This is a genomic window from Citrobacter sp. GW821-FHT02E08 (genome assembly GCF_059421685.1).
Window position 1 is genome coordinate 155715 of sequence record NZ_JBWKVL010000008.1, and the last position, 21417, is coordinate 177131.

18 protein-coding genes and 1 pseudogene are annotated in these 21417 nt (G+C 52.1%); 6 read left to right on the forward strand and 13 right to left on the reverse strand.

The window, feature by feature from the left end; translation table 11 throughout:
- Nucleotides 1–24: 24 nt before the first annotated feature.
- The 6 genes and pseudogenes from AC07UY_RS12680 to syd form a co-directional block, all read right to left on the reverse strand.
- The gene (locus AC07UY_RS12680; RefSeq protein WP_494661541.1) at nucleotides 25–1167 is read right to left on the reverse strand and encodes a glycerate kinase; all 1143 of its coding nucleotides are present in this window, start codon (nucleotides 1165–1167) and stop codon (nucleotides 25–27) included.
- A gap of 81 nt (nucleotides 1168–1248) precedes the next feature.
- A pseudogene (gudD, locus tag AC07UY_RS12685) lies at nucleotides 1249–1477 on the reverse strand (glucarate dehydratase); the annotation flags it as partial.
- Between the two features lie 117 nt (nucleotides 1478–1594).
- On the reverse strand, nucleotides 1595–2044 hold the full coding sequence (locus AC07UY_RS12690; RefSeq protein WP_203360172.1) for a flavodoxin: 450 nt from the start codon (nucleotides 2042–2044) through the stop codon (nucleotides 1595–1597).
- A gap of 18 nt (nucleotides 2045–2062) precedes the next feature.
- Nucleotides 2063–2845, reverse strand: a complete 783-nt coding sequence (truC, locus tag AC07UY_RS12695; RefSeq protein WP_494661542.1) for a tRNA pseudouridine(65) synthase TruC — start codon at nucleotides 2843–2845, stop codon at nucleotides 2063–2065.
- Nucleotides 2845–3174 carry a YqcC family protein gene (locus AC07UY_RS12700; RefSeq protein WP_494701240.1) on the reverse strand — a complete coding sequence of 110 codons (330 nt, stop codon included), beginning with the start codon at nucleotides 3172–3174 and terminating at the stop codon, nucleotides 2845–2847. Before AC07UY_RS12700 ends, truC begins: the two co-directional genes overlap by 1 nt.
- A 633-nt stretch (nucleotides 3175–3807) precedes the next feature.
- Nucleotides 3808–4353 (reverse strand): SecY-interacting protein, encoded by a 546-nt coding sequence (gene syd, locus AC07UY_RS12705; RefSeq protein WP_494701239.1) that lies wholly within the window; start codon nucleotides 4351–4353, stop codon nucleotides 3808–3810.
- Nucleotides 4354–4420: 67 nt separating this feature from the next.
- Between syd and queF the strand changes: the two genes are divergently transcribed.
- The 5 genes from queF (at nucleotide 4421) to xni (ending at nucleotide 10866) form a co-directional block, all read left to right on the forward strand.
- Nucleotides 4421–5269: an NADPH-dependent 7-cyano-7-deazaguanine reductase QueF gene (gene queF / locus AC07UY_RS12710; protein ID WP_494701238.1), complete on the forward strand. Its 849-nt coding sequence runs from the start codon at nucleotides 4421–4423 to the stop codon at nucleotides 5267–5269.
- Nucleotides 5270–5381: 112 nt separating this feature from the next.
- Nucleotides 5382–6746, forward strand: a complete 1365-nt coding sequence (gene ppnN, locus AC07UY_RS12715) for a nucleotide 5'-monophosphate nucleosidase PpnN (protein WP_203360167.1) — start codon at nucleotides 5382–5384, stop codon at nucleotides 6744–6746.
- 537 nt (nucleotides 6747–7283) lie between these two features.
- Nucleotides 7284–8573, forward strand: coding sequence for an HAAAP family serine/threonine permease (locus AC07UY_RS12720; RefSeq protein WP_192613298.1), 1290 nt, complete (start codon nucleotides 7284–7286; stop codon nucleotides 8571–8573).
- Between the two features lie 59 nt (nucleotides 8574–8632).
- Nucleotides 8633–10000 carry an L-serine ammonia-lyase II gene (gene sdaB, locus AC07UY_RS12725; protein WP_192613299.1) on the forward strand — a complete coding sequence of 456 codons (1368 nt, stop codon included), beginning with the start codon at nucleotides 8633–8635 and terminating at the stop codon, nucleotides 9998–10000.
- Nucleotides 10001–10110: 110 nt separating this feature from the next.
- Nucleotides 10111–10866 (forward strand): flap endonuclease Xni, encoded by a 756-nt coding sequence (gene xni, locus AC07UY_RS12730; protein WP_494661544.1) that lies wholly within the window; start codon nucleotides 10111–10113, stop codon nucleotides 10864–10866.
- Between the two features lie 105 nt (nucleotides 10867–10971).
- On the opposite strand, the gene fucO is transcribed toward xni, so the two are convergent.
- The 7 genes from fucO to AC07UY_RS12765 form a co-directional block, all read right to left on the reverse strand.
- The gene (gene fucO / locus AC07UY_RS12735) at nucleotides 10972–12120 is read right to left on the reverse strand and encodes a lactaldehyde reductase (protein WP_494701282.1); all 1149 of its coding nucleotides are present in this window, start codon (nucleotides 12118–12120) and stop codon (nucleotides 10972–10974) included.
- 27 nt (nucleotides 12121–12147) lie between these two features.
- The gene (gene fucA, locus AC07UY_RS12740) at nucleotides 12148–12795 is read right to left on the reverse strand and encodes an L-fuculose-phosphate aldolase (protein WP_203360165.1); all 648 of its coding nucleotides are present in this window, start codon (nucleotides 12793–12795) and stop codon (nucleotides 12148–12150) included.
- A gap of 146 nt (nucleotides 12796–12941) precedes the next feature.
- Nucleotides 12942–13940: a LacI family DNA-binding transcriptional regulator gene (locus AC07UY_RS12745; protein ID WP_494661546.1), complete on the reverse strand. Its 999-nt coding sequence runs from the start codon at nucleotides 13938–13940 to the stop codon at nucleotides 12942–12944.
- A gap of 64 nt (nucleotides 13941–14004) precedes the next feature.
- On the reverse strand, nucleotides 14005–15585 hold the full coding sequence (locus AC07UY_RS12750) for an FGGY-family carbohydrate kinase (protein WP_494701237.1): 1581 nt from the start codon (nucleotides 15583–15585) through the stop codon (nucleotides 14005–14007).
- A gap of 54 nt (nucleotides 15586–15639) precedes the next feature.
- Nucleotides 15640–16590, reverse strand: a complete 951-nt coding sequence (locus AC07UY_RS12755) for an ABC transporter substrate-binding protein (RefSeq protein ID WP_192613305.1) — start codon at nucleotides 16588–16590, stop codon at nucleotides 15640–15642.
- Between the two features lie 73 nt (nucleotides 16591–16663).
- Complete coding sequence (locus AC07UY_RS12760) at nucleotides 16664–17647, reverse strand: ABC transporter permease (protein WP_203360161.1); 984 nt, start codon at nucleotides 17645–17647, stop codon at nucleotides 16664–16666.
- Between the two features lie 3 nt (nucleotides 17648–17650).
- Complete coding sequence (locus tag AC07UY_RS12765; protein ID WP_494701236.1) at nucleotides 17651–19150, reverse strand: sugar ABC transporter ATP-binding protein; 1500 nt, start codon at nucleotides 19148–19150, stop codon at nucleotides 17651–17653.
- Nucleotides 19151–19600: 450 nt separating this feature from the next.
- Here AC07UY_RS12765 and fucI point away from each other — a divergent pair, with 450 nt between their 5' ends.
- On the forward strand, nucleotides 19601–21376 hold the full coding sequence (gene fucI, locus AC07UY_RS12770) for an L-fucose isomerase (protein WP_494661549.1): 1776 nt from the start codon (nucleotides 19601–19603) through the stop codon (nucleotides 21374–21376).
- The last annotated feature ends 41 nt before the right edge of the window (nucleotides 21377–21417 follow it).

Genomic DNA, 21417 nt, shown 5'->3' on the forward strand with positions numbered 1-21417 from the left:
AGATAAGCGAGTCTCAACAGACACTCAGCGTATAAGCTGCCCCAGCCTGATGGTCGCAGCCACGTTTCTTGCGGTCATCCGCACATTCTCGGCGGCATTTTTCAGCGCATCATCGAGTGTGCAAATGTTATAAATCACACTAAACACGGCATCAATGCCATGCTGATGCACCACACCGACATCCGCCGTTAAACTCCCGGCAATGCCGATCACCGGCTTATTGTAGCGTTTCGCGACGCTGGCAACGCCGACGGGGACTTTGCCGTGAACCGTCTGGCTGTCGATCCGCCCTTCCCCGGTAATCACCAAATCTGCATCGACGACACAGGCATCCAGCTGCAGGGCATCGGTCACTATCTCAATCCCTCTGCGCAATTCAGCACCGCAAAACGCGTACAGCGCCGCGCCCATTCCGCCCGCCGCGCCGCCGCCGGCCAGCCCGGAGACATCAACATTGAGATCGCGGGCAATCAACTGCGCGTAATGCGCCAGTGCCTTATCCAGGCGTACGATCATTTCCGGTGTCGCCCCTTTCTGCGGACCAAAAACAGCCGACGCGCCCTCGTTTCCGGTCAATGGATTGGTCACATCGCACGCCACTTCAATGCGGCACGCGGCAAGGCGCGTATCCAGTTGGCCGATCTCGATCTGCGCGAGCGTTTCCAGCGCTGCGCCGCCCGGCACTATTTCGTTTTGTTGGGAATCCAGTAATCTCGCGCCCAGCGCCTGCATCATGCCCGCGCCGCCATCATTCGTGGCGCTGCCGCCAATACCGATAATGATATGTTCGACGCCCGCATCTAAGGCGTGTCGAATAAGCTCACCCGTCCCCCACGAGGTCGTTTTTAGCGGATCGCGCAGTCCTGATGGGACGAGTTCCAGACCGCTGGCAGCAGCCATTTCGATGAAGGCCGAGCGCTCATCGCCAGACAATCCGTAAAATGCGTCAACAGGTTTACCCAGAGGTCCCGTCACGTTAACACGAACAATACGACCCGCCGTCGCCTCCACCATGGCCTCAACCGTTCCTTCTCCACCGTCAGCAACCGGAATCTTCACGTAATCCGCATCAGGCCAGATTTCGCGAAACCCCTGCTCGATGGCGGTCGCCACTTCAAGAGCACTCAAACTTTCCTTATATGAGTCCGGCGCGATCACTATTTTCATAAAGCATCCTTAATGCATGTTGACTCTGTTAAGCATACACCGAGAGAAGAACCGCCTCTCATGGGAGCGGTACCATAACTCTTAGCGTACCATGCACGGGCGCTTGTTGTCGAATGTCCAGTTAGGGATCAGGTACTGCATTCCCATAGCATCATCGCGCCCCCAGACCGTGTCGCTGATACAACTCGTGCGCTTTCATCACCTGGCCCATACCGCCTTTAATTTCAAACGGTTCTTTGGTCAGGCGTTGATTACCTTCCTGCCAAATCCAGTGCGTATCGATCGCCGTTATCTTACCTGGCGCCGCCGCTTTTGGTGCAGATGCCTAACGCTCGCGCAAACTGAACGTCACAGGCAACACCTGGCGCATCGCCTTTTGTTGAGTGGTAAATAACAATGAAGAGATGCCCCTCATTGGGGCATGGGTTCAGGAGAGTAACGTGCCCCAGTGTTCAACCCAGGGATTTGATTCGCTTTCAGGTTCAGGATGCTCACCGGCATCAATCAGCAACATTTCCCCCACCCGTTGCGCGCTTTGTTCCTGCAATAACGCATCAAATTGCTTACCGCCGTTACAGAAATTGGTGTAGCTACTGTCGCCCAATGCAATCACGCCATAACGCAGATTTGGCTGGAAACCGAGACTCTCTTTGATGCCCTGGAACAACGGCACAATACTGTCGGGAAGATCGCCCTGACCTGTCGTTGAGGTCACCACCAGAACGACTTTATCCAGATACGGCTGCCAGTCGGTCAATTCGGGATCTTCAAACACTTTCGCGTTATGACCCTGCGCGGTAAGGATAGCTTCCGCCTCCTCCGCAACCAGCAGCGCGTTTCCATACATTGTGCCGACAAAAATACCAATTTCCGCCATGACGATTTTCTCCCTGAATTAAACCTGATGATTCTCATCCTGACCGGAGAGCTCACTAAACTCAACCCTTTCATTCTCAGGGAGAAGTCCGCACCAGCCAAACTGTGATAATGCCTGCATCCAGACGGCGTCCAGCCCGGCACGAATCGTCAGCGGTTCGCCAGTGAATGGATGTGTCAGCTCAAGCTGGCTCGCATGCAGCATCAATCTCTGGCAACCAAAATGTTCTGCGGCACTGCGGTTCTGGCGCAAATCACCGTGTTTGCTGTCACCAATGATGGGATGACGCAAATGCGCCAGATGGCGCCGGAGCTGGTGCTTACGACCCGTTTTGGGATCCAGCTCGACTAAACCATAACGGGTCGTTGGGTAGCGTCCGGTCGCCACCGGCATTTCAACGGTCGCCAGGCCGCGATAATGCGTCACCGCAGGCTGTGGCCCTTTATCATCACGGGCAAACTTATCGGCAATTTTATCCAGCTCTTCCACCAGCGGGTAGTCCAGTACAGCGTCATCCATTAACCAGCCACGGACAATTGCATGGTAGCGTTTCTGGATTTGATGCTGTTCAAATTGCTGCGAAAGCCGACGCCCGGCTTCGCTGGATAATCCCATCAGCAGTACGCCGGAAGTGGGTCTGTCGAGTCGATGAGCGGTAAATACGTGCTGACCAATCTGGTCACGCACCGTTTGCATCACCACGACTTTTTCATCGCGATCCAGCCAGCTTCGGTGAACTAACCAACCGGAGGGTTTATTGACGGCAACCAGCCACTCGTCCTGGTACAGAATTTCCAGCATCAGGCTTTATCGCTTGTGAACAACGCATCCAGTTCCTGCAACGCCTGCAGGAGTATCTCGCGCTGAGGATGATCGGCCTCCAGTGCCATTTCATAATAAGGGGCGATAGCAAAGGCGTCCGGGAGCGGCTGCGCGTTGTCGATCAACGCATGCATACGAGGGATCAGCACCCATTGCAACCATTCGACAGGCGCCATGGTATCCATACAAAAAGGCTGTGAGCTGGTAAACAGGTGAGCTTGTGGTTCGTCCATTCGCCAGTGTTGATGTTCACGCAGCAGAGCTTCAAGCGCATGTAACTGCTGGCGCACACGTTCATGAGTCGTCACGATAAAAACCTCATTGATGAAAAATTGGCGCGAAGAATAGCATTTATAGACGGGCAAATAAAAAAAGGGAGCACTGTATAAACAGTGCTCCCGGTTCGTTTCGCAGCCATCCAGCTACTTTTAGTGCTCCCTGCTCATCCATGACAACTTTTCCTGTGGTCTTGCGACCTGTTCATCCTGAACGTCAGCATCCTGCTTCACACCACCCCAGTGCGATCAACTTCATCCTGAAGTTTCCTGGCCATCCTGACCCACCGAACATCCTGACCGGCTCTCGTTCTCCCTCCTGGAGGTGTCCATTAACGCATCCTGCGCTGTCCTCTTCACTTCATCCTGAAGCCTTTCCTTGCTACACCGTCCTGGTGTGTCCTGCTGAAGTGTCATCATCCTGATGTTCACTTCGGTGTGCGACTCCTTGTCGACAGACATAGAATCGCCTGTTTCGTCATGTCTTACAAGGCACTTACAGGCAATACCTTAAGGATATTTTCATTTGAAAGTGAGCATTCAACAGATAACCAATTGATTATCATTGATTTACTGCGTTAGCAATGGGTTAGGCTTTTACTTATATCCTGGCGATCTCTTACAGGGTTTGTAAGAGATCTCTCACAAAGAAATGGGCGATGGGGATTACAGAAGAGGTTTAAGCTGAGTCAGGAAATCCGCAAGAGAGGCGGCCAGGACAGTACGATTACGCGTGCCCAGCGTCTCTTTGCACACTTCTCCAGACAGATTGCACACCGAAATGACCTCGAGTTCATTTTCCAGGGTGGCAATAAAAAGCGTCGGCGATAACTTGAGACGTTTCTGTGTGACCAGATGACCGATCAGGTTTTCCTGAACGCGTCTGAAATCATCCACACTCCAGGTTTGCAGCAGCGTCAATGTCTCATCGGCAAACTGCGCGGGCATATCCCCGGCAAACTGGGTGGTATAAAAAGCATGAATTGCGGGTTGTATCACAATATCAAAAGCCCGTTCAACCGAGTTTACATTCGCCTCTCCTTCAAAAGGTTGCGGCTGCCAGTACACTGCCTCACCGGTTGAAGAAATAACACAGGGTGAAGGAACGCCGTAGAGTTCTTCGCTCAGCGGCCAACTGGCGTTTTTTTCATGCCAGGCGTCACAATAGCGTGTTGTAAAGGCCTTCAGGGCCTGTGCTGTCTGTTCGTCCACCGATTTCTCTCTTAACAAAAGCAGGATACACTTGACGCATAGTGTATCTGGTTTATGACGGTGAAACATGTCTTCTTATGAAAACCATCAGGCGCTTGACGGCCTGACTCTCGGTAAATCAACTGATTATCGGGATATTTACGACGCAAGTTTGTTGCAGGGCGTCCCGCGCAGCCTGAATCGCGATCCGCTGGATTTAAAAGCAGATAATTTGCCTTTTCACGGTGCGGATATCTGGACGTTGTATGAACTGTCATGGCTGAATGCAAAAGGGCTACCGCAGGTTGCCGTGGGTCATGTCGAGCTGGATTACACCAGTCTCAATCTGATTGAATCAAAAAGCTTTAAGCTCTACCTGAACAGCTTTAACCAGACACGCTTTGAGAGCTGGGAAGATGTCCGTCGAACGCTGGAAAACGATCTGTGCGCCTGCGCCCAGGGCGATGTCAGCGTTGCGCTGTACCGACTTGATGAGCTGGAAGGGCTACCCATCGCCCATTTCCACGGTAGCTGCATCGACGACCAAGATATCGCTATTGATAACTACCAGTTCAGCACCGACTATCTGGAAAATGCCGCCAGCGGCGAGAAAGTGGTCGAAGAGACGCTGGTCAGCCACTTGTTGAAATCCAACTGCCTGATCACTCACCAGCCAGACTGGGGTTCCATACAAATTCAGTATCGCGGCCGAAAAATAGATCGTGAGAAATTGCTACGTTACCTGGTCTCTTTCCGCCATCACAATGAGTTCCACGAACAGTGTGTAGAGCGAATTTTCAATGACATTTTGCGCTTCTGCCAGCCGGAGAAACTGAGTGTCTACGCGCGTTACACACGACGAGGCGGTCTGGATATTAACCCCTGGCGAACCAACACCGATTTCGTGCCTGCCATTGGAAGACTGGTCCGTCAGTAATTTTTTTCTCAATTTTGCGCGTCGGATTCCGCGCGCAAGGTTGTGAAAGGTCATAAGCCGGCGCTATTGTAATCATTAGGGAATGGCGTGTTGCATCCCATAAGGAGTTTACTTGATTACACATATTAGCCCGCTTGGCTCAATGGACATGTTGTCGCAGCTGGAAGTCGATATGCTTAAACGCACCGCCAGCAGCGACCTTTATCAACTGTTTCGTAACTGTTCTCTTGCTGTACTGAACTCCGGCAGTTTGACCGACAACAGCAAAGAGCTGCTGTCTCGTTTTGAGAATTTCGACATCAACGTGCTCCGTCGCGAGCGTGGCGTGAAGTTGGAATTGATCAACCCACCTGAAGACGCTTTTGTTGACGGCCGTATTATCCGTGCCCTGCAAGCCAACCTGTTTGCCGTGCTGCGCGACATTCTTTTTGTAAACGGTCAAATTCATAACGCAGGGCGTTTTCAACATCTGAAACTCGACAGTTCCGTTCATATCACCAACCTCGTGTTCTCCATTCTGCGTAACGCCCGTGCGCTGCACGTCGGGGAAGCGCCGAATATGGTGGTGTGCTGGGGCGGTCACTCCATTAACGAAAATGAGTACCTGTACGCCCGTCGCGTTGGCACCCAGTTAGGTCTGCGTGAGCTGAACATCTGTACCGGCTGTGGGCCGGGCGCGATGGAAGCCCCAATGAAAGGCGCCGCAGTAGGTCACGCACAGCAGCGCTATAAAGACAGTCGCTTTATCGGTATGACGGAGCCGTCCATCATTGCGGCAGAACCGCCTAACCCGCTGGTCAATGAATTGGTCATCATGCCCGATATTGAAAAACGGCTGGAGGCGTTTGTTCGTATTGCGCACGGTATCATCATCTTCCCAGGTGGCGTCGGTACGGCGGAAGAGCTGTTGTATCTGCTGGGAATACTGATGAACCCGGCAAATAAAGATCAGGTTCTGCCGCTGATCCTTACCGGACCCAAAGAGAGTGCGGACTACTTCCGCGTGCTTGATGAGTTTATTGTGCATACGCTAGGCGAGGAAGCGCGACGTCATTATCGCATCATCATTGACGACGCGGCGGAAGTGGCGCGACTGATGAAAAAAGCGATGCCGCTGGTCAAAGAAAACCGTCGTGATACCGGTGACGCCTACAGCTTCAACTGGTCCATTCGTATTGCGCCGGATCTGCAACTGCCGTTCGAGCCATCGCATGACAACATGTCGAACCTGAAACTGTATCCCGATCAACCAGTTGAGATCCTGGCGGCAGACCTGCGTCGCGCCTTCTCCGGTATCGTTGCGGGTAACGTTAAAGAAGTCGGCATTCGCGCCATCGAGGAGTTTGGCCCGTATAAAATCCACGGCGATCGCGAGATGATGCGCCGTATGGATGACCTGCTACAGGGCTTTGTCGCGCAGCACCGCATGAAGTTACCTGGCTCTGCCTATATCCCCTGCTACGAAATTTGCAGGTAGTTCGCATGCCCGGCAGCGCCAGCTGTCGGGCCTCACGCTTTGCCCGCAGAACCAGATTTTTTAGTGATACCAGTCACATAGCAAATTCCCATTCGTTAATTCTGCTTATATTTCCCCTAAAAGCCCGAAAAAAGCAAACGTTTACCTTGCAAGTGAAACCGTGATTTATCACAAAAAATCGCCATTAATCGCAAGAATTCACCAAAAACAGAACAATTTATAGCCAAAAATGGGTATCTCGCGGTCTGCTCTTTCTGGACATATCTCGTTAATGGTAGCCTTCGCGCCCATAAATCCGCTTTGATGATTTTTTGACAGATTAATGGTCCAAATTTACCCACATAAAAGGTGGATTATGGCATTTGAGATCGAGATCACTGATACATTCATAACTTAAATGTATCTTTCCGCCCTCAAATAATTACGGCGAAAAATTATATAAAAATCGTCGCTTAACGAATTTCATTTTACGGTCAGGCTTCTTTTTTATTGGCTAAGTCCAAAAAACTGACATTTAAATTCCTCCAGGAGAAATAGATGGAAACCACCCAAACCAGCACTATCGTTACGGGCCAGACCCGCAGCGGATGGCGCAAGACGGACACCATGTGGATGCTGGGTCTGTACGGCACAGCAATCGGCGCAGGCGTTTTGTTCCTGCCTATTAACGCCGGCGTTGGCGGTATGATCCCGCTGATCATCATGGCGATCCTCGCCTTCCCGATGACCTTCTTTGCCCACCGCGGCCTGACTCGCTTCGTGCTGTCCGGTAAAAACCCGGGCGAAGACATCACTGAAGTTGTTGAAGAACACTTCGGCGTTGGCGCAGGTAAACTGATTACCCTGCTCTACTTCTTCGCTATCTACCCGATTCTGTTGGTCTACAGCGTTGCAATCACCAACACCGTTGAAAGCTTCATGACTCACCAGTTACAGATGTCAGCACCGCCGCGTGCGATTCTGTCACTGATCCTGATCGTCGGTATGATGACCATCGTTCGTTTTGGCGAACAGATGATCGTGAAGGCGATGAGTATTCTGGTGTTCCCGTTTGTTGCAGCCCTGATGCTGCTGGCACTGTACCTGATCCCTCAGTGGAGCGGCGCGGCGCTGGAAACCCTGTCCTTTGATTCCGCTGCGACGACCGGTAAAGGTCTGTGGATGACCCTGTGGCTGGCAATCCCGGTGATGGTTTTCTCCTTTAACCACTCCCCGATCATCTCCTCTTTCGCGGTGGCGAAACGTGAAGAGTACGGTCAGGAAGCTGAGAAGAAGTGTTCCAAAATCCTGGCGTGTGCACACGTGATGATGGTGCTGACGGTTATGTTCTTCGTCTTCAGTTGCGTACTGAGCCTGACCCCAGCAGACCTGGCTGCCGCGAAAGCACAGAACATCTCGATTCTGTCTTACCTGGCAAACCACTTTAACGTCTCGTTTATCGAATGGATGGCGCCGATCATTGCAATGATTGCTATCACCAAATCCTTCCTTGGCCACTATCTGGGCGCACGTGAAGGCTTTAACGGGATGGTTATCAAGTCACTGCGTGGTAAAGGTAAAACCATCGAAATCAACAAACTGAACAAAATCACGGCGCTGTTCATGCTGGTGACCACCTGGATCGTGGCAACCCTGAACCCAAGCATCCTGGGCATGATTGAAACCCTGGGCGGCCCAATCATCGCGATGATTCTGTTCCTGATGCCGATGTATGCTATCCAGAAAGTACCTGCAATGCGTAAGTACAGCGGCCACATCAGCAACGTATTCGTTGTCGTGATGGGTCTGATTGCTATCTCTGCAATTTTCTACTCTCTGTTCAGCTAAGTTCTTAAGCGCCGCTTGCGGGCGGCGCCTCTTTCCGACACAACCGCAATGGATGCCTTATGATTAGCGTATTCGATATCTTCAAAATCGGCATTGGCCCTTCCAGTTCTCACACCGTCGGACCAATGAAAGCAGGCAAACAATTCACGGATGACCTGATTTCACGCAACTTACTCACTGATGTCACCCGCGTCGTCGTTGATGTTTATGGCTCACTGTCATTGACGGGGAAAGGTCACCATACCGACATCGCCATTATTATGGGCCTGGCAGGAAATCTGCCGGACACCGTCGACATCGATTCTATTCCCTCCTTTATTCAGGATGTGAATACCCACGGGCGTTTGCTGCTGGCAAACGGTCAGCATGAAGTCGAATTCCCGGTAGACAAGTGCATGAATTTTCATGCCGACAACCTGTCTCTCCATGAGAACGGGATGCGTATTACGGCGCTGGCAGGCGAAAAGGCCATTTATAGCCAGACCTACTACTCCATCGGCGGTGGTTTCATCGTTGATGAAGAACATTTTGGTTTGCCGAACAGTGCGCCGGTAAACGTACCGTATCCGTATAAATCCGCAGCCGATCTGCAGAAACATTGTCAGGAAACGGGATTGTCGCTTTCCGGTTTGATGATGCAAAACGAGCTGGCGCTGCATAGCAAAGAAGAGCTGGAACAGCACTTTGCCAACGTCTGGGAAGTGATGCGCGGCGGTATTGAGCGCGGTATCACCACCGAAGGCGTACTGCCGGGTAAACTGCGCGTTCCGCGTCGCGCGGCAGCGCTTCGCCGTATGCTGGTCAGCAGCGACAAAACCACCACCGACCCGATGGCGGTTGTTGACTGGATCAATATGTTCGCGCTGGCGGTTAACGAAGAAAACGCCGCCGGTGGACGCGTGGTCACAGCGCCAACCAACGGGGCCTGCGGTATTGTTCCGGCAGTGCTGGCGTACTACGACAAGTTTATCCGCGAAGTAAACGCTAACTCACTGGCGCGCTATATGCTGGTCGCCAGCGCGATTGGCTCCCTGTACAAGATGAACGCCTCTATTTCCGGTGCGGAAGTCGGTTGTCAGGGTGAAGTCGGCGTGGCGTGCTCTATGGCCGCTGCGGGTTTAGCCGAGTTGCTGGGCGGTAGCCCGACTCAGGTGTGCATTGCCGCAGAAATCGGCATGGAACACAACCTCGGTCTGACCTGCGACCCGGTTGCCGGTCAGGTACAGGTTCCTTGCATCGAGCGTAATGCGATCGCCTCTGTGAAAGCAGTCAATGCCGCGCGCATGGCGCTGCGTCGCACCAGTGAGCCGCGTGTGTGCCTCGATAAAGTCATCGAGACCATGTACGAAACCGGTAAAGACATGAACGCCAAATACCGCGAAACCTCTCGTGGTGGTCTGGCCATGAAGATTGTCACCTGCGATTAATCTCCCAAAGGGCTTCGTTTTGCGAAGCCCTTTCCCATTTTCACCGCTGTGAATAGCCTGACTTTGCCGTGAATGTTACCCTTAGCGCATGATCTATCAGGGAGAACGCCGTGGCCGTCCATCTGCTCATTGTGGATGCACTTAATTTGATTCGCCGTATTCATGCGGTTCAGGGGTCCCCCTGCGTCGAAACCTGTCAGCGCGCACTCGATCAATTAATCATGCACAGCCAGCCAACACACGCTGTCGCCGTGTTTGATGACGAAGCACGCAACGATAGCTGGCGCCACCAGCGACTCCCGGATTACAAAGCGGGCCGACCGCCTATGCCCGACGATCTGCATCGCGAAATGCCCACGTTACGCGCCGCCTTTGAACAGCACGGGGTGCCCTGTTGGGTCTCAGACGGGAATGAAGCCGATGATTTAGCGGCCACCCTGGCCGTAAAAGTCACGCAGGCCGGACACCAGGCCACCATTGTCTCAACCGACAAAGGCTACTGTCAGTTGCTCTCCCCCACATTGCGCATTCGTGATTATTTCCAAAAACGTTGGCTGGATGCCCCCTTTATTGAGAAAGAGTTTGGCGTACTTCCTCAACAACTCCCCGATTACTGGGGGCTGGCGGGAATCAGCAGTTCGAAAGTGCCAGGTGTGGCCGGGATAGGCCCGAAAAGCGCCACGCAACTGTTGGTTCAGTTCCAGACGCTGGAAGGGATCTACGCGCAGTTAGACGAGGTGCCGGAAAAGTGGCGGAAAAAACTTGAAGCGCATAAAGAGATGGCGTTTTTATGCCGCGACATTGCCCGCCTGCAAACGGATTTACATCTCGACGGAAATTTACAGCAGCTTCGGCTGGCGCGGTGACTGTGCTGCCGGATAGCGATGCAAACACCGTATCCGGCCGACAATATCACTCACACTGTAAGCCGGATACGCGCAGCGCCATCCGGCCATTTTTACCCCGCCCAATTACCAGGCTGTATGGTACAACTCGACGATATCGGAAAGCGTCGCTTCCCGTGGATTACCACCGGTGCAAACATCGTCAAACGCGGCCTGCGCCAGCGCCGGAATATCCTCTTTAAGCACACCGACATCACGCAGGTGTAACGGAATACCGACATCACGGTTGAGGGCAAAGACAGCATCAACCGCCGCATTGCGTGCCTCTTCCAGGCTCAGGCGTTCTACGTTCACCCCCAGGACTCTGGCAATGTCACGGAATTTTTCCCCGGTAAATTCCGCGTTATAGCGCATGATATGGGGGAGCAGAATCGCATTGGCGACACCATGAGGCGTGTTATAAAACGCGCCGAGCGGATGCGCCATCCCATGCACCAGTCCCAGCCCGACATTGGAAAAACCCATGCCGGCAACGTACTGCCCCAGCGCCATGGCCTCTCCTGCGTCACGATCTCCGGCAACAGAACCCCGCAGCGCGCCAGCAATAATTTCAATCGCTTTGATATGCAGCGCATCGGTCAGAGCCCAGGCCGCGCGCGTAATATACCCCTCAATAGCGTGCGTCAGCGCATCAACGCCGGTTGCCGCTTTGAGTGCGGCAGGCATGCCGTCCATCATGTCGGCATCAATAAACGCGACCTGAGGAATATCATGCGGATCCACGCAGACAAACTTGCGCCGCTTTTCTTCATCGGTGATCACGTAGTTAATGGTGACTTCGGCCGCAGTGCCCGCCGTGGTAGGGATCGCCATAATCGGCACGCTCGGGTGGCGCGTCGGTGACAATCCTTCCAGGCTGCACACGTCGGCAAACTCCGGGTTATTGCTGATGATACCGATTGCCTTGCAGGTATCCTGTGGAGAACCACCACCGACCGCGATGAGATAATCCGCCCCGCTTTGCTGGAATACGCTCAGCCCCTCTTTGACGACACCGATAGTCGGATTTGGGATCACGCCGGAGTAAATCTCCCAGGCCAATCCTGCTGCATCCATCTTATCGGTGACTTTCGCAACCACGCCGCACTGTACCAGCGTTTCATCGGTCACAATCAGCGCCTTAAGATAACCACGGCGTGTCACCTCGCCGGTTAACGCCTCTACCGCCCCACGGCCAAACCATGCCGTTTCATTCAGAATCATTCTGTTCGCCATCATCCGTCTCCTTTTCGCCTTGCGAAATTACTCTTCAATACGTAACCCGTAGGTTTTAAATTTCTCCAGTACCACGGCAATTTCTTCATCATCCAACACCGGTACGGGATCGGTAATCGCCAGCGTACTGAGGTAAAGCTGCGCCAACACTTCCACTTCATGTGCCAGCCACAAGGCTTTTTCCAGATTAACTTCACAGGCGATGAGCCCGTGATGCTGTAACAGCGTTGCTTTGCGATCTTTTAACGCCGTTACGACGAATTCGGACAGGGCCTGCGTGCCAAATGTGGCGTACGGAGCACAAGGAATCGAGTTTCCCCCTGCGGCGGCAATCATGTAGTGGATCGCCGGGATAGGACGGTTGAGGATCGAGACAGCGGTACAATGAATGGCGTGATTGTGTACCACAGCATTTGCATCAGGCCGCGTCTGATAAGCCGCCAGATGAAAACGCCATTCACTGGAAGGTAACTGCCCTTCTGCATATTTCCCATTGTTATCAACATACACGATCATATTTTCAGTGAGTCGCTCATAAGGAATACCGCTAGGCGTAATTAACATGCCTTGTTCATAGCGAGCGCTCACGTTACCTGCGGTGCCTTGATTTAAACCAAGACGTGTCATTTCAAGACAGGTTTCAATTATTTCACGAGATAAACGCGATCTTTCCATCTTTATTCTCCGGGTACAGTTCCCCTCGTCTTTATCGCGAAAAGAAACAACCGCAAATGAAGACGGGTCAGGTTTCAGGTAAGGGCAGCCACTGAATACTTTTATTCTGATTCATATGGCTGTTTTATTTATATTACTGTCACGTATTATTTTTGTCGTACGCGCTTGATAAGTTTCATCTCAACTTTTACCGTCTCTTTAATGGGTCGTTCCTCAATAGCACTCAACATCATATCGAATGCTTTTTCCGCCCAGGCATTTTCATCCTGTTGCATTGACCATACATTATTGGACAGGAACCCCAACATGGGGTGTTCATCGAATGTGCCAATGTTGATCTCTGGTGGAACCACACCGAAGCGATCGCGAATAGCGCTGACAGCCCCTTCCAGTACCGGCAACGATGAGGCGATAAACGCCTGCGGGCAGCCCCATTCACTGATCAACCGCTCCATAATCAGATAGCCGCCTTCCGGTGTATTAACCGGTCCTTCGCGAACCCACTCCCGATGACAAATTCCATTTTTTTCCAGTGCGTTAAGATAACCGGTAATACGGTCGCTAATACTGGGCAACCCGGCATCGCCAACTAAAAGCCATACTGGCGATTTGCCGGCATCCAATATGCTTTGCGTCAATTTTTCACCGCCAGCGATATTGTGACTTTCGACCAGAGCGTTATCCGTATACTTAAAGTCACGGTCAAGTAATACCATTGGCTTTCTGACCTGGCGTAAATGATGCTGTTGGTTCTCTAATGTTGAAGGCACAATAAAAAGGCCGTCAACATTCCTGGCAATTAACGCTTTTGTTAATTTATTTTCGTAATCAACATCATCATAAGTACAGCTGATCGTTAATTGATAACCCGAACGACGACAGCGCTGTTCAAGTTTTTCAGCAAGCGTGGCAAAAAAGACGTTAGAAATATTAGGCACGATCAAACCCAATGTGTCCGTCTTATTAAGCTTCAGACTCCGGGCCGAATGATTAATCACATAACCATATCGTTCTACATACTCATTGATGCGCGTTTGTGTTTTGACGCTGATCCTATACTGTTCAGCTTTTCCATTTAGCACCAGTCTTACGGTCGTCACCGATAAATCCAGATCACTGGCTATCTGCTCTACTGTTTTAGCCATTTATGCGCCCCAGTACACTTCCAAACACCTATGCCCAATCATAAAAGTATTTTGAACATTTGTCTTACTGCATCAGTCGGTTAAGTAACTGCTGCTGCTCCCAGAGCGCAAGGTAAGCCTGATACTTGCGTTCAAAAAAGTCCTGCCTCTCGGGGTTTGCCTTAATCACCTCACCCGCCGCCACCATCTCCTGACATGCGGAAGAGAAATCTGGCCAGCTACCGCTTGCCACAGCTCCGGTAATCGCCGCTCCCAGCGTTACCGCATCCTCCTCTTGCATAAGATGGATGTCGCACCCCGTGGCATCCGCATATTCACGCAACCACAGCGGGTTGTGCGTTGCGCCGCCGCATAATGTCAGTCGGGAAATCGTATGCCCGCTTTCGCGCATGGCATCCATAATATGTCGCGTACCACAGGCGATAGCCTGTAGTGTGGCAAGGTACAACCGCGCCACCTGAGATTCTCCTCGCTCCAGCGTCAGGCCGCAAACGCTCCCCCTGGCATCCGGACGCGCACGTGGCGAACGGTTACCGTGATGATCGGCCAGCACATGCAGATAGCGGGTCGGTTCATGTTCTTTCTCTTCCAGCGCCGCCACCCATTCATTGACCAATTCAACCGGATGACATCCCCGCTGTTCAGCCTTGCTAAACAACGCCGCGCTGGCCCCGGATTCCTGTAGCGTCCAGTCAACCAACGCCCCTGCGGCACTTTGCCCACCTTCCGTCAGCCAGTAGCCCGGTAGCATCGCCGACCAGTAAGGCCCCCACACACCCGCCGTGTGGATCTCCTGCTCGCTGCATAACATGTGGCAGTTTGACGTTCCGCTGATCAGCGCCAGCGTCCCCGCAGGCTGCGCCCCCGCAAGCGCAACGCCGCCAGCATGGGCATCAATCATTCCGCTGGCCACCACAACGTCTGTCGTCAACCCTAAGGCCTGTGCAGCGTCAGGACTCAGCGTTCCGGCGGCAGCACCTGGCGGGAGGATCTGCCCAGGAATTTTACTGAGCAAGTCGGTCAACCCGACAGCCCCCAGCAGGGAATCGCTAAAACGTTGTTCGTGCGCTAAGTAGTTCCATTTGCAGGTCAGCGTGCACAGCCCGGCAACATCATTGCCGGTGGCTTTCCAGACCAGGAAATCGGCCAGATCGAAGAAGCGATGGGCCTGCTTCCAGGTTTCTGGAAAATGGTTTTTCAACCAGAGCACCTTGGGCAGTTCCATTTCAACGCTAACTTCGCCGCCAACGTAACGCAGTGCAGGATCCTGGGTGGCATTAATGCGCTCAGCCTCTGCGGTTGCTCGGTGATCCATCCACATAATAATGTCGTGGTCGGCTACGCCTTCAGGCGAGACCGCCAGCCCTTTTCCCTGCTCATCCAGCGCAACCAGAGAGCACGTTGCATCGAAACCTAACGAGCGAATCGCACTGACAGAAATACCTGCACTGGCTACCGCCCCTTTGACAACCAGGCAAACCTGCCGCCAGATTTCAGCGGAAGATTGCTCCACCCGCTCCCCACCAGGTCGAAATTGAGAAATAGGGAGCGTGGCAAAAGACAGTCGCGTTCCGCTGGCATCAAATACCCCCGCCCTGACGCTTTCCGAACCGACATCCACACCGAGGAAATATCCACTACGCATAATGACTCCCTGACGCTGGCTTAAAAGGGGGGCAAAAGGGTTGCCCCCACGGGTTTATTTCTTACCAAATGGGTGTAATAACTTCTCAATTTCCGGCGTATTAATGTTCTGCGCATTAACGAATTTCACCGGAATATCGATTTCTTTCGGTACGGTTTGACCAGACAGCGAGGCGTTCAGCGTTTTGATCCCCTGGTAGCCAATCTGGAAAGCGTCCTGGACGACGAAGCCCTGAATGACGCCTGAGTTCAGGAAATTAATAATGGCCTCAGTGCTGTCAAAACCAATGACCTTGACTTTGCCTTTCAGGTTTTGGCTATCAATTGCGTTCGCGACGCCCAGCGTCGATCCTTCATTGGTACCGTAGATCCCCGCCAGATCCGGGTTCGCCTGAATCATATCAATGGTTTTGTCCATCGCCTTTTGCGGGTCGCCATCACTGTACTGCACCGGCAATACTTTGATATCAGGATATTTTTCCTTCATACGGGCGACAAAACCTTCCGAACGTTCGATCGCCGAAGAGGTGCCTGCCACGTGAGCAATAATGCCGACTTTGCCTTTATTATTGACTTGTGCAGCCAGCGCATCGGCGGCTTCGGCCCCCGCTTTACGGTTGTTTGTCGCCACAAAACTGACCGGAATATCGGAATTGACGCCAGAATCAAACGTCACCACCTTGATCCCGCGCGAATTGGCGGTTTCCACCAGCGGGGCAAGGGCATTGGCGTCTAACGCAGCCAGCAGCAATCCGTTCGGTTTTTTCGCCATCGCGTTTTCAACCAGCTGGATTTGCTCAGCAATCTGGGTTTCATCCGCAGGACCAACATAGCTGGTTTTATCGCCCAGCTCTTTAGCCGCTGCTTCTGTCCCCATTTTTACGGTTTGCCAGAATTCATGCTGGAAACCTTTGCTGACGACAGGAAGATTCAAATCTTTAGCCAACGCGCTGGATGTCATGCAAGCCAGCAGAGATAACGCATAGACAAAATGCCTGGTTTTCATTGTGGTACTCCGTTTTAAGTGAGTCACCCTTAACGTCAGGGTCATTGTTCCCCGTGACTTCCGGGAGCGTAAATCAACGAATCTTTTTGCGTAATGTGTCGAGATAGACGGCAGCAATCACCACGATACCCATCGCCACCATTTGCCAGAACTGTGAAACGCCCATCAGGTTCAGGCCATTTTTCAGCACACTCATAATGAATGCGCCAATAATCGTGCCGCCAATAGTGCCAATGCCACCCATCAGGCTCGTGCCACCAATGACGACTGCCGCGATAGCTTCCAGCTCATAACCCACACCGACCGTCGGCTGTCCTGAGTTCAGACGCGATGCCAGAATGACGCCCGCGATCCCGGTCAGCAGGCCACAGAAGGCGTAGACGAAAACCTTGACGCGCTGAACTTTGATCCCGGAAAGGTGAGCCGCCACTTCATTGCTGCCGACAGCGTAAACATAGCGACCAATTACGGTTTTCTTCAGGATGTAGCTGGCCACCAGCGCCACGATGACGAGGTAAAACACCGGATAAGGAAGCACATCGAATAACCGTCCCTGTGCCAGCATTTTGAATGAGGGGTAGTCAGCAAAGTAAATGGCGCGGCCATCGGTCATGACCATATTGATCCCCCTGATAGACATCATCAGACCCAGCGTGGCAATAAAGGGGGGGATGGTTGCTTTCGTGACCAGCAGCGCATTGGCGTAACCGCACAGCCCTCCCGCCAGTACCCCCGCCAGAATGCAGACGGGCAGCGGCATACCGAAACTGGCGCAAATCCCGACAGCAACGCCGGAAAAGGCCACCACCGATCCCAGAGAGAGATCGATCCCGGCAGTAATAATCACAAAGGTGACGCCAATCGCCATAATCCCGATCACCGACGTTTGCAAAGCAATCGTCATAATGTTTTCGGTATTAAAGAAAAAAGGTGAACTGAAACTGAAAAACACCACTAAAATAATCAGGCTAAAAAGTGGTGCAAGCCGCATCAAGAGTTCTTTATTAATTTTTATCTTCTTATTATTGCTGTCTGAAGAGGTTACAGAGATGGTCATAATTTAATCCTCTAACGTCGCATATTGCATGATTTTTTCTTGTGTGGCGTCATCAGAAGTTAACTCTCCGGTAATACGTCCATTACGCATCACTAAAATGCGATCGCACATACCCAGTACTTCCGGTAATTCAGAGGAAATCATAATAATTGACTTTCCTTTTGCCACAAGGCGATTCATTAATTCATAAATTTCCAGTTTCGCACCGACATCAATACCTCGGGTAGGCTCATCAAAAATGAGAATATCGGTATCCTTACACACCCAACGCGCAATAATGATTTTCTGCTGATTACCACCGCTTAAATTTAAGGCCGCTTGTTCCAGATGCGGAGTCTTAATTCTTAGGGCGCTAACCTGTTCCTGGCTCGTGGTCTGGCAGCGTTTGCTGTCCACATTGCCATAGCGATCGGAATATTCAGGGTAATTTCCCAGCATGATATTGCGTTCAACAGACAAACCTAACGCCAGACCTTCTTTTTTCCGGTCTTCTGTTAAATAGCTAATCCCCTGTTTGATCGCATCAGGGATATCTTTAATCACCGTCACGTTACCGTTGAGTTTGATGGTTCCGGCATCAATCGGGTCTGCGCCAAAAATGGCTCTGGCCAGTTCCGTACGCCCGGCCCCCATCAGACCGGCAAACCCTAAAATCTCACCACGATAAAGCGTAAAATCGATATTGTTCAGGACGCCTTTTCGCGTCAACCCGCTGACTTCCAGCACGGGCGTCAGGTGAGCCTGCGCTTCACGACGCGGATAGATGTTCCCCAGATCGCGTCCGACCATCATGGCAATCAGGTCACTGATATTGACCGCATCATAGTCGACGGTATCAATGTATTGGCCATCACGCATCACGGTGGCGCGATCGGCAATCAGCGCCAGCTCCTCCAGTCGATGCGAAATGTAGACAATTCCCGTCCCCTGTGATTTAAGCAAGCGCGTTACCTGAAATAAACTTTCTATTTCGGTTTCCGTCAGTGCCGCAGTTGGTTCATCCATAATAAGGATTTTGGCATTCACCGAAATAGCTTTCGCAATTTCGACCATTTGCTGTTGTGCAACGGTAAGGTCGGCAACCAGAGTGTCCGGCGAAATATTCAGGTTCAATTTTTGCAAAATTTCCGTCGCAGCCTGTCGCTGTTGTTTTTCGTCCAGGCGCCAGCGATTATTTTTGCAAAACTCCCTGCCAATAAATATATTTTCTTCAACGGTTAATTCTGGGAAAAGATTAAATTCCTGGTGAATAATCGTAATTCCAGCCTGCTGCGCACTTAGCGGGCTTGAAAATGAAACGGGTTGATCTTCAAAAACAATATTACCTTCATCAGGTTGATAAACACCTGATAAGATTTTCATCAGCGTCGATTTTCCCGCACCATTCTCACCTAATAGCGCATGAACTTCGCCTCTGCGTAAACTAAAATCCACATTACTCAACGCCAATACGCCGGGAAATCGTTTAGTAATATGACTCATTTGTAAAAATGTTTCGGACATTGCTGCTTTCCTCAATCATCAGAAATGGCAGTCAGTGAATCAGGCGAAGAACATGCCAGAGAACCCTCGTCACCGTTAATGCGAATACGTCCAGTCAACACACCTTATTTTGCTAACTCGAGTTAGCGATTGCCTTTTAAAGCTATTTTAGCCGCCCAAAATAGCCAAATCATTTGATTTGAAATTGTGACGCCGCACAAGCAATTTATCATAACAGCATGATTTTCAAGATTTTAAAAACATAATACCACTATTGTTTATTTGACGGAGATCGAATTTTAACCACTTCTCGTGAAGCCACTCACATATCCACGATAAAGAAGTTGTGTAAAAAACGCTGCAATACCTAAGCTAACTCGAGTTAGCAAAATCAGTAATTCAGCCGACTGCTGAGGTGGGGTCCACACGTCACCGGAGCAGAGCGCCATAAAGTGAGATGAGGAACCACGAATGAAGAAAATCAGCCTACCGAAAATTGGTATTCGCCCGGTCATTGATGGACGCCGCATGGGCGTTCGTGAATCGCTGGAAACGCAGACCATGAATATGGCGAAGGCCACCGCGGTCCTTCTTACCGAGAAGCTCCGCCACGCCTGCGGCACCCCCGTTGAGTGTGTCATTTCGGATACCTGCATTGCAGGTATGGCAGAATCTGCAGCCTGTGAAGAGAAATTCAGCAGTCAAAATGTTGGCTTAACCATTACCGTCACGCCGTGCTGGTGCTACGGCAGTGAAACGATAGACATGGATCCCACACGACCAAAAGCCATTTGGGGATTCAATGGTACAGAACGCCCGGGAGCGGTGTATCTGGCCGCTGCGCTGGCCGCCCACAGTCAAAAGGGACTCCCCGCGTTTTCCATTTACGGTCAGGACGTACAGGATGCCAATGACACCTCGATTCCGGCCGACGTTGAAGAAAAACTGCTGCGCTTCACCAGAGCGGGTTTAGCGGTTGCCACGATGAAAGGCAAAAGCTATCTCTCGCTGGGCGGGGTTTCGATGGGCATTGCGGGTTCCATCGTCGATCACAATTTCTTCGAATCCTGGCTGGGTATGAAAGTACAGGCCGTCGACATGACTGAACTGCGCCGCCGCATCGATCATAAAATTTATGACGAAACCGAGCTGGAAATGGCGCTGGCCTGGGCCGATCAGCACTTCCGCTACGGCGAAGATAAAAACGCCCAGCAGTATCAGCGCAACGCCGAACAAAACCGGGAGATCCTGCGCGAAAGCCTGCTGATGGCGATGTGTATTCGCGACATGATGCAGGGTAACAGTAAACTGGCGGAAATCGGTCGCGTAGAAGAATCATTGGGCTACAACGCCATTGCTGCAGGCTTCCAGGGACAGCGTCACTGGACCGATCAATACCCCAATGGCGATACGGCCGAAGCGCTGCTGAACAGCTCCTTTGACTGGAACGGCATACGCGAACCGTTTGTCGTGGCGACCGAAAACGACAGTCTGAATGGTGTGGCGATGCTGTTTGGGCATCAGCTCACCGGCACGGCACAAGTGTTCGCCGATGTGCGCACCTACTGGTCGCCGGAAGCCGTAGAGCGCGTGACGGGACAACCGCTGACCGGGTTGGCGGAACACGGCATCATCCACCTGATCAACTCGGGTTCTGCCGCCCTCGACGGCACGTGCAAACAGCGCGATAACGAAGGCAGACCGACCATGAAACCTCACTGGGAGATCAGCCCCAAAGAGGCAGATGATTGCCTGGCTGCAACCGAATGGTGCCCGGCGATCCACGAATATTTCCGTGGCGGCGGCTACTCTTCGCGCTTCCTGACTGAAGGCGGCGTGCCGTTCACCATGACGCGCGTAAACATCATCAAAGGTCTCGGCCCGGTACTGCAAATTGCCGAAGGCTGGAGTGTAGAGCTGCCAAAAGAGGTTCATGACACCCTCGACAAACGTACCGACTCCAGTTGGCCAACGACCTGGTTCGCCCCACGTCTGACGGGACAAGGCCCCTTCACCGACGTCTATTCAGTGATGGCAAACTGGGGAGCAAACCACGGCGTGCTGACCATTGGACACGTCGGGGCTGATTTCATTACCCTCGCCGCGATGCTGCGCATTCCGGTCTGCATGCACAACGTGGACGCGGCGAAGATCTATCGTCCCTCTTCCTGGTCAGCGCACGGTATGGACATCGAAGGTCAGGATTACCGCGCCTGCGAGAACTACGGTCCGCTGTACAAACGTTGATGCGTCCCGCTCTCTAATTTCTTTGCCCGGTGGCGAAAGCT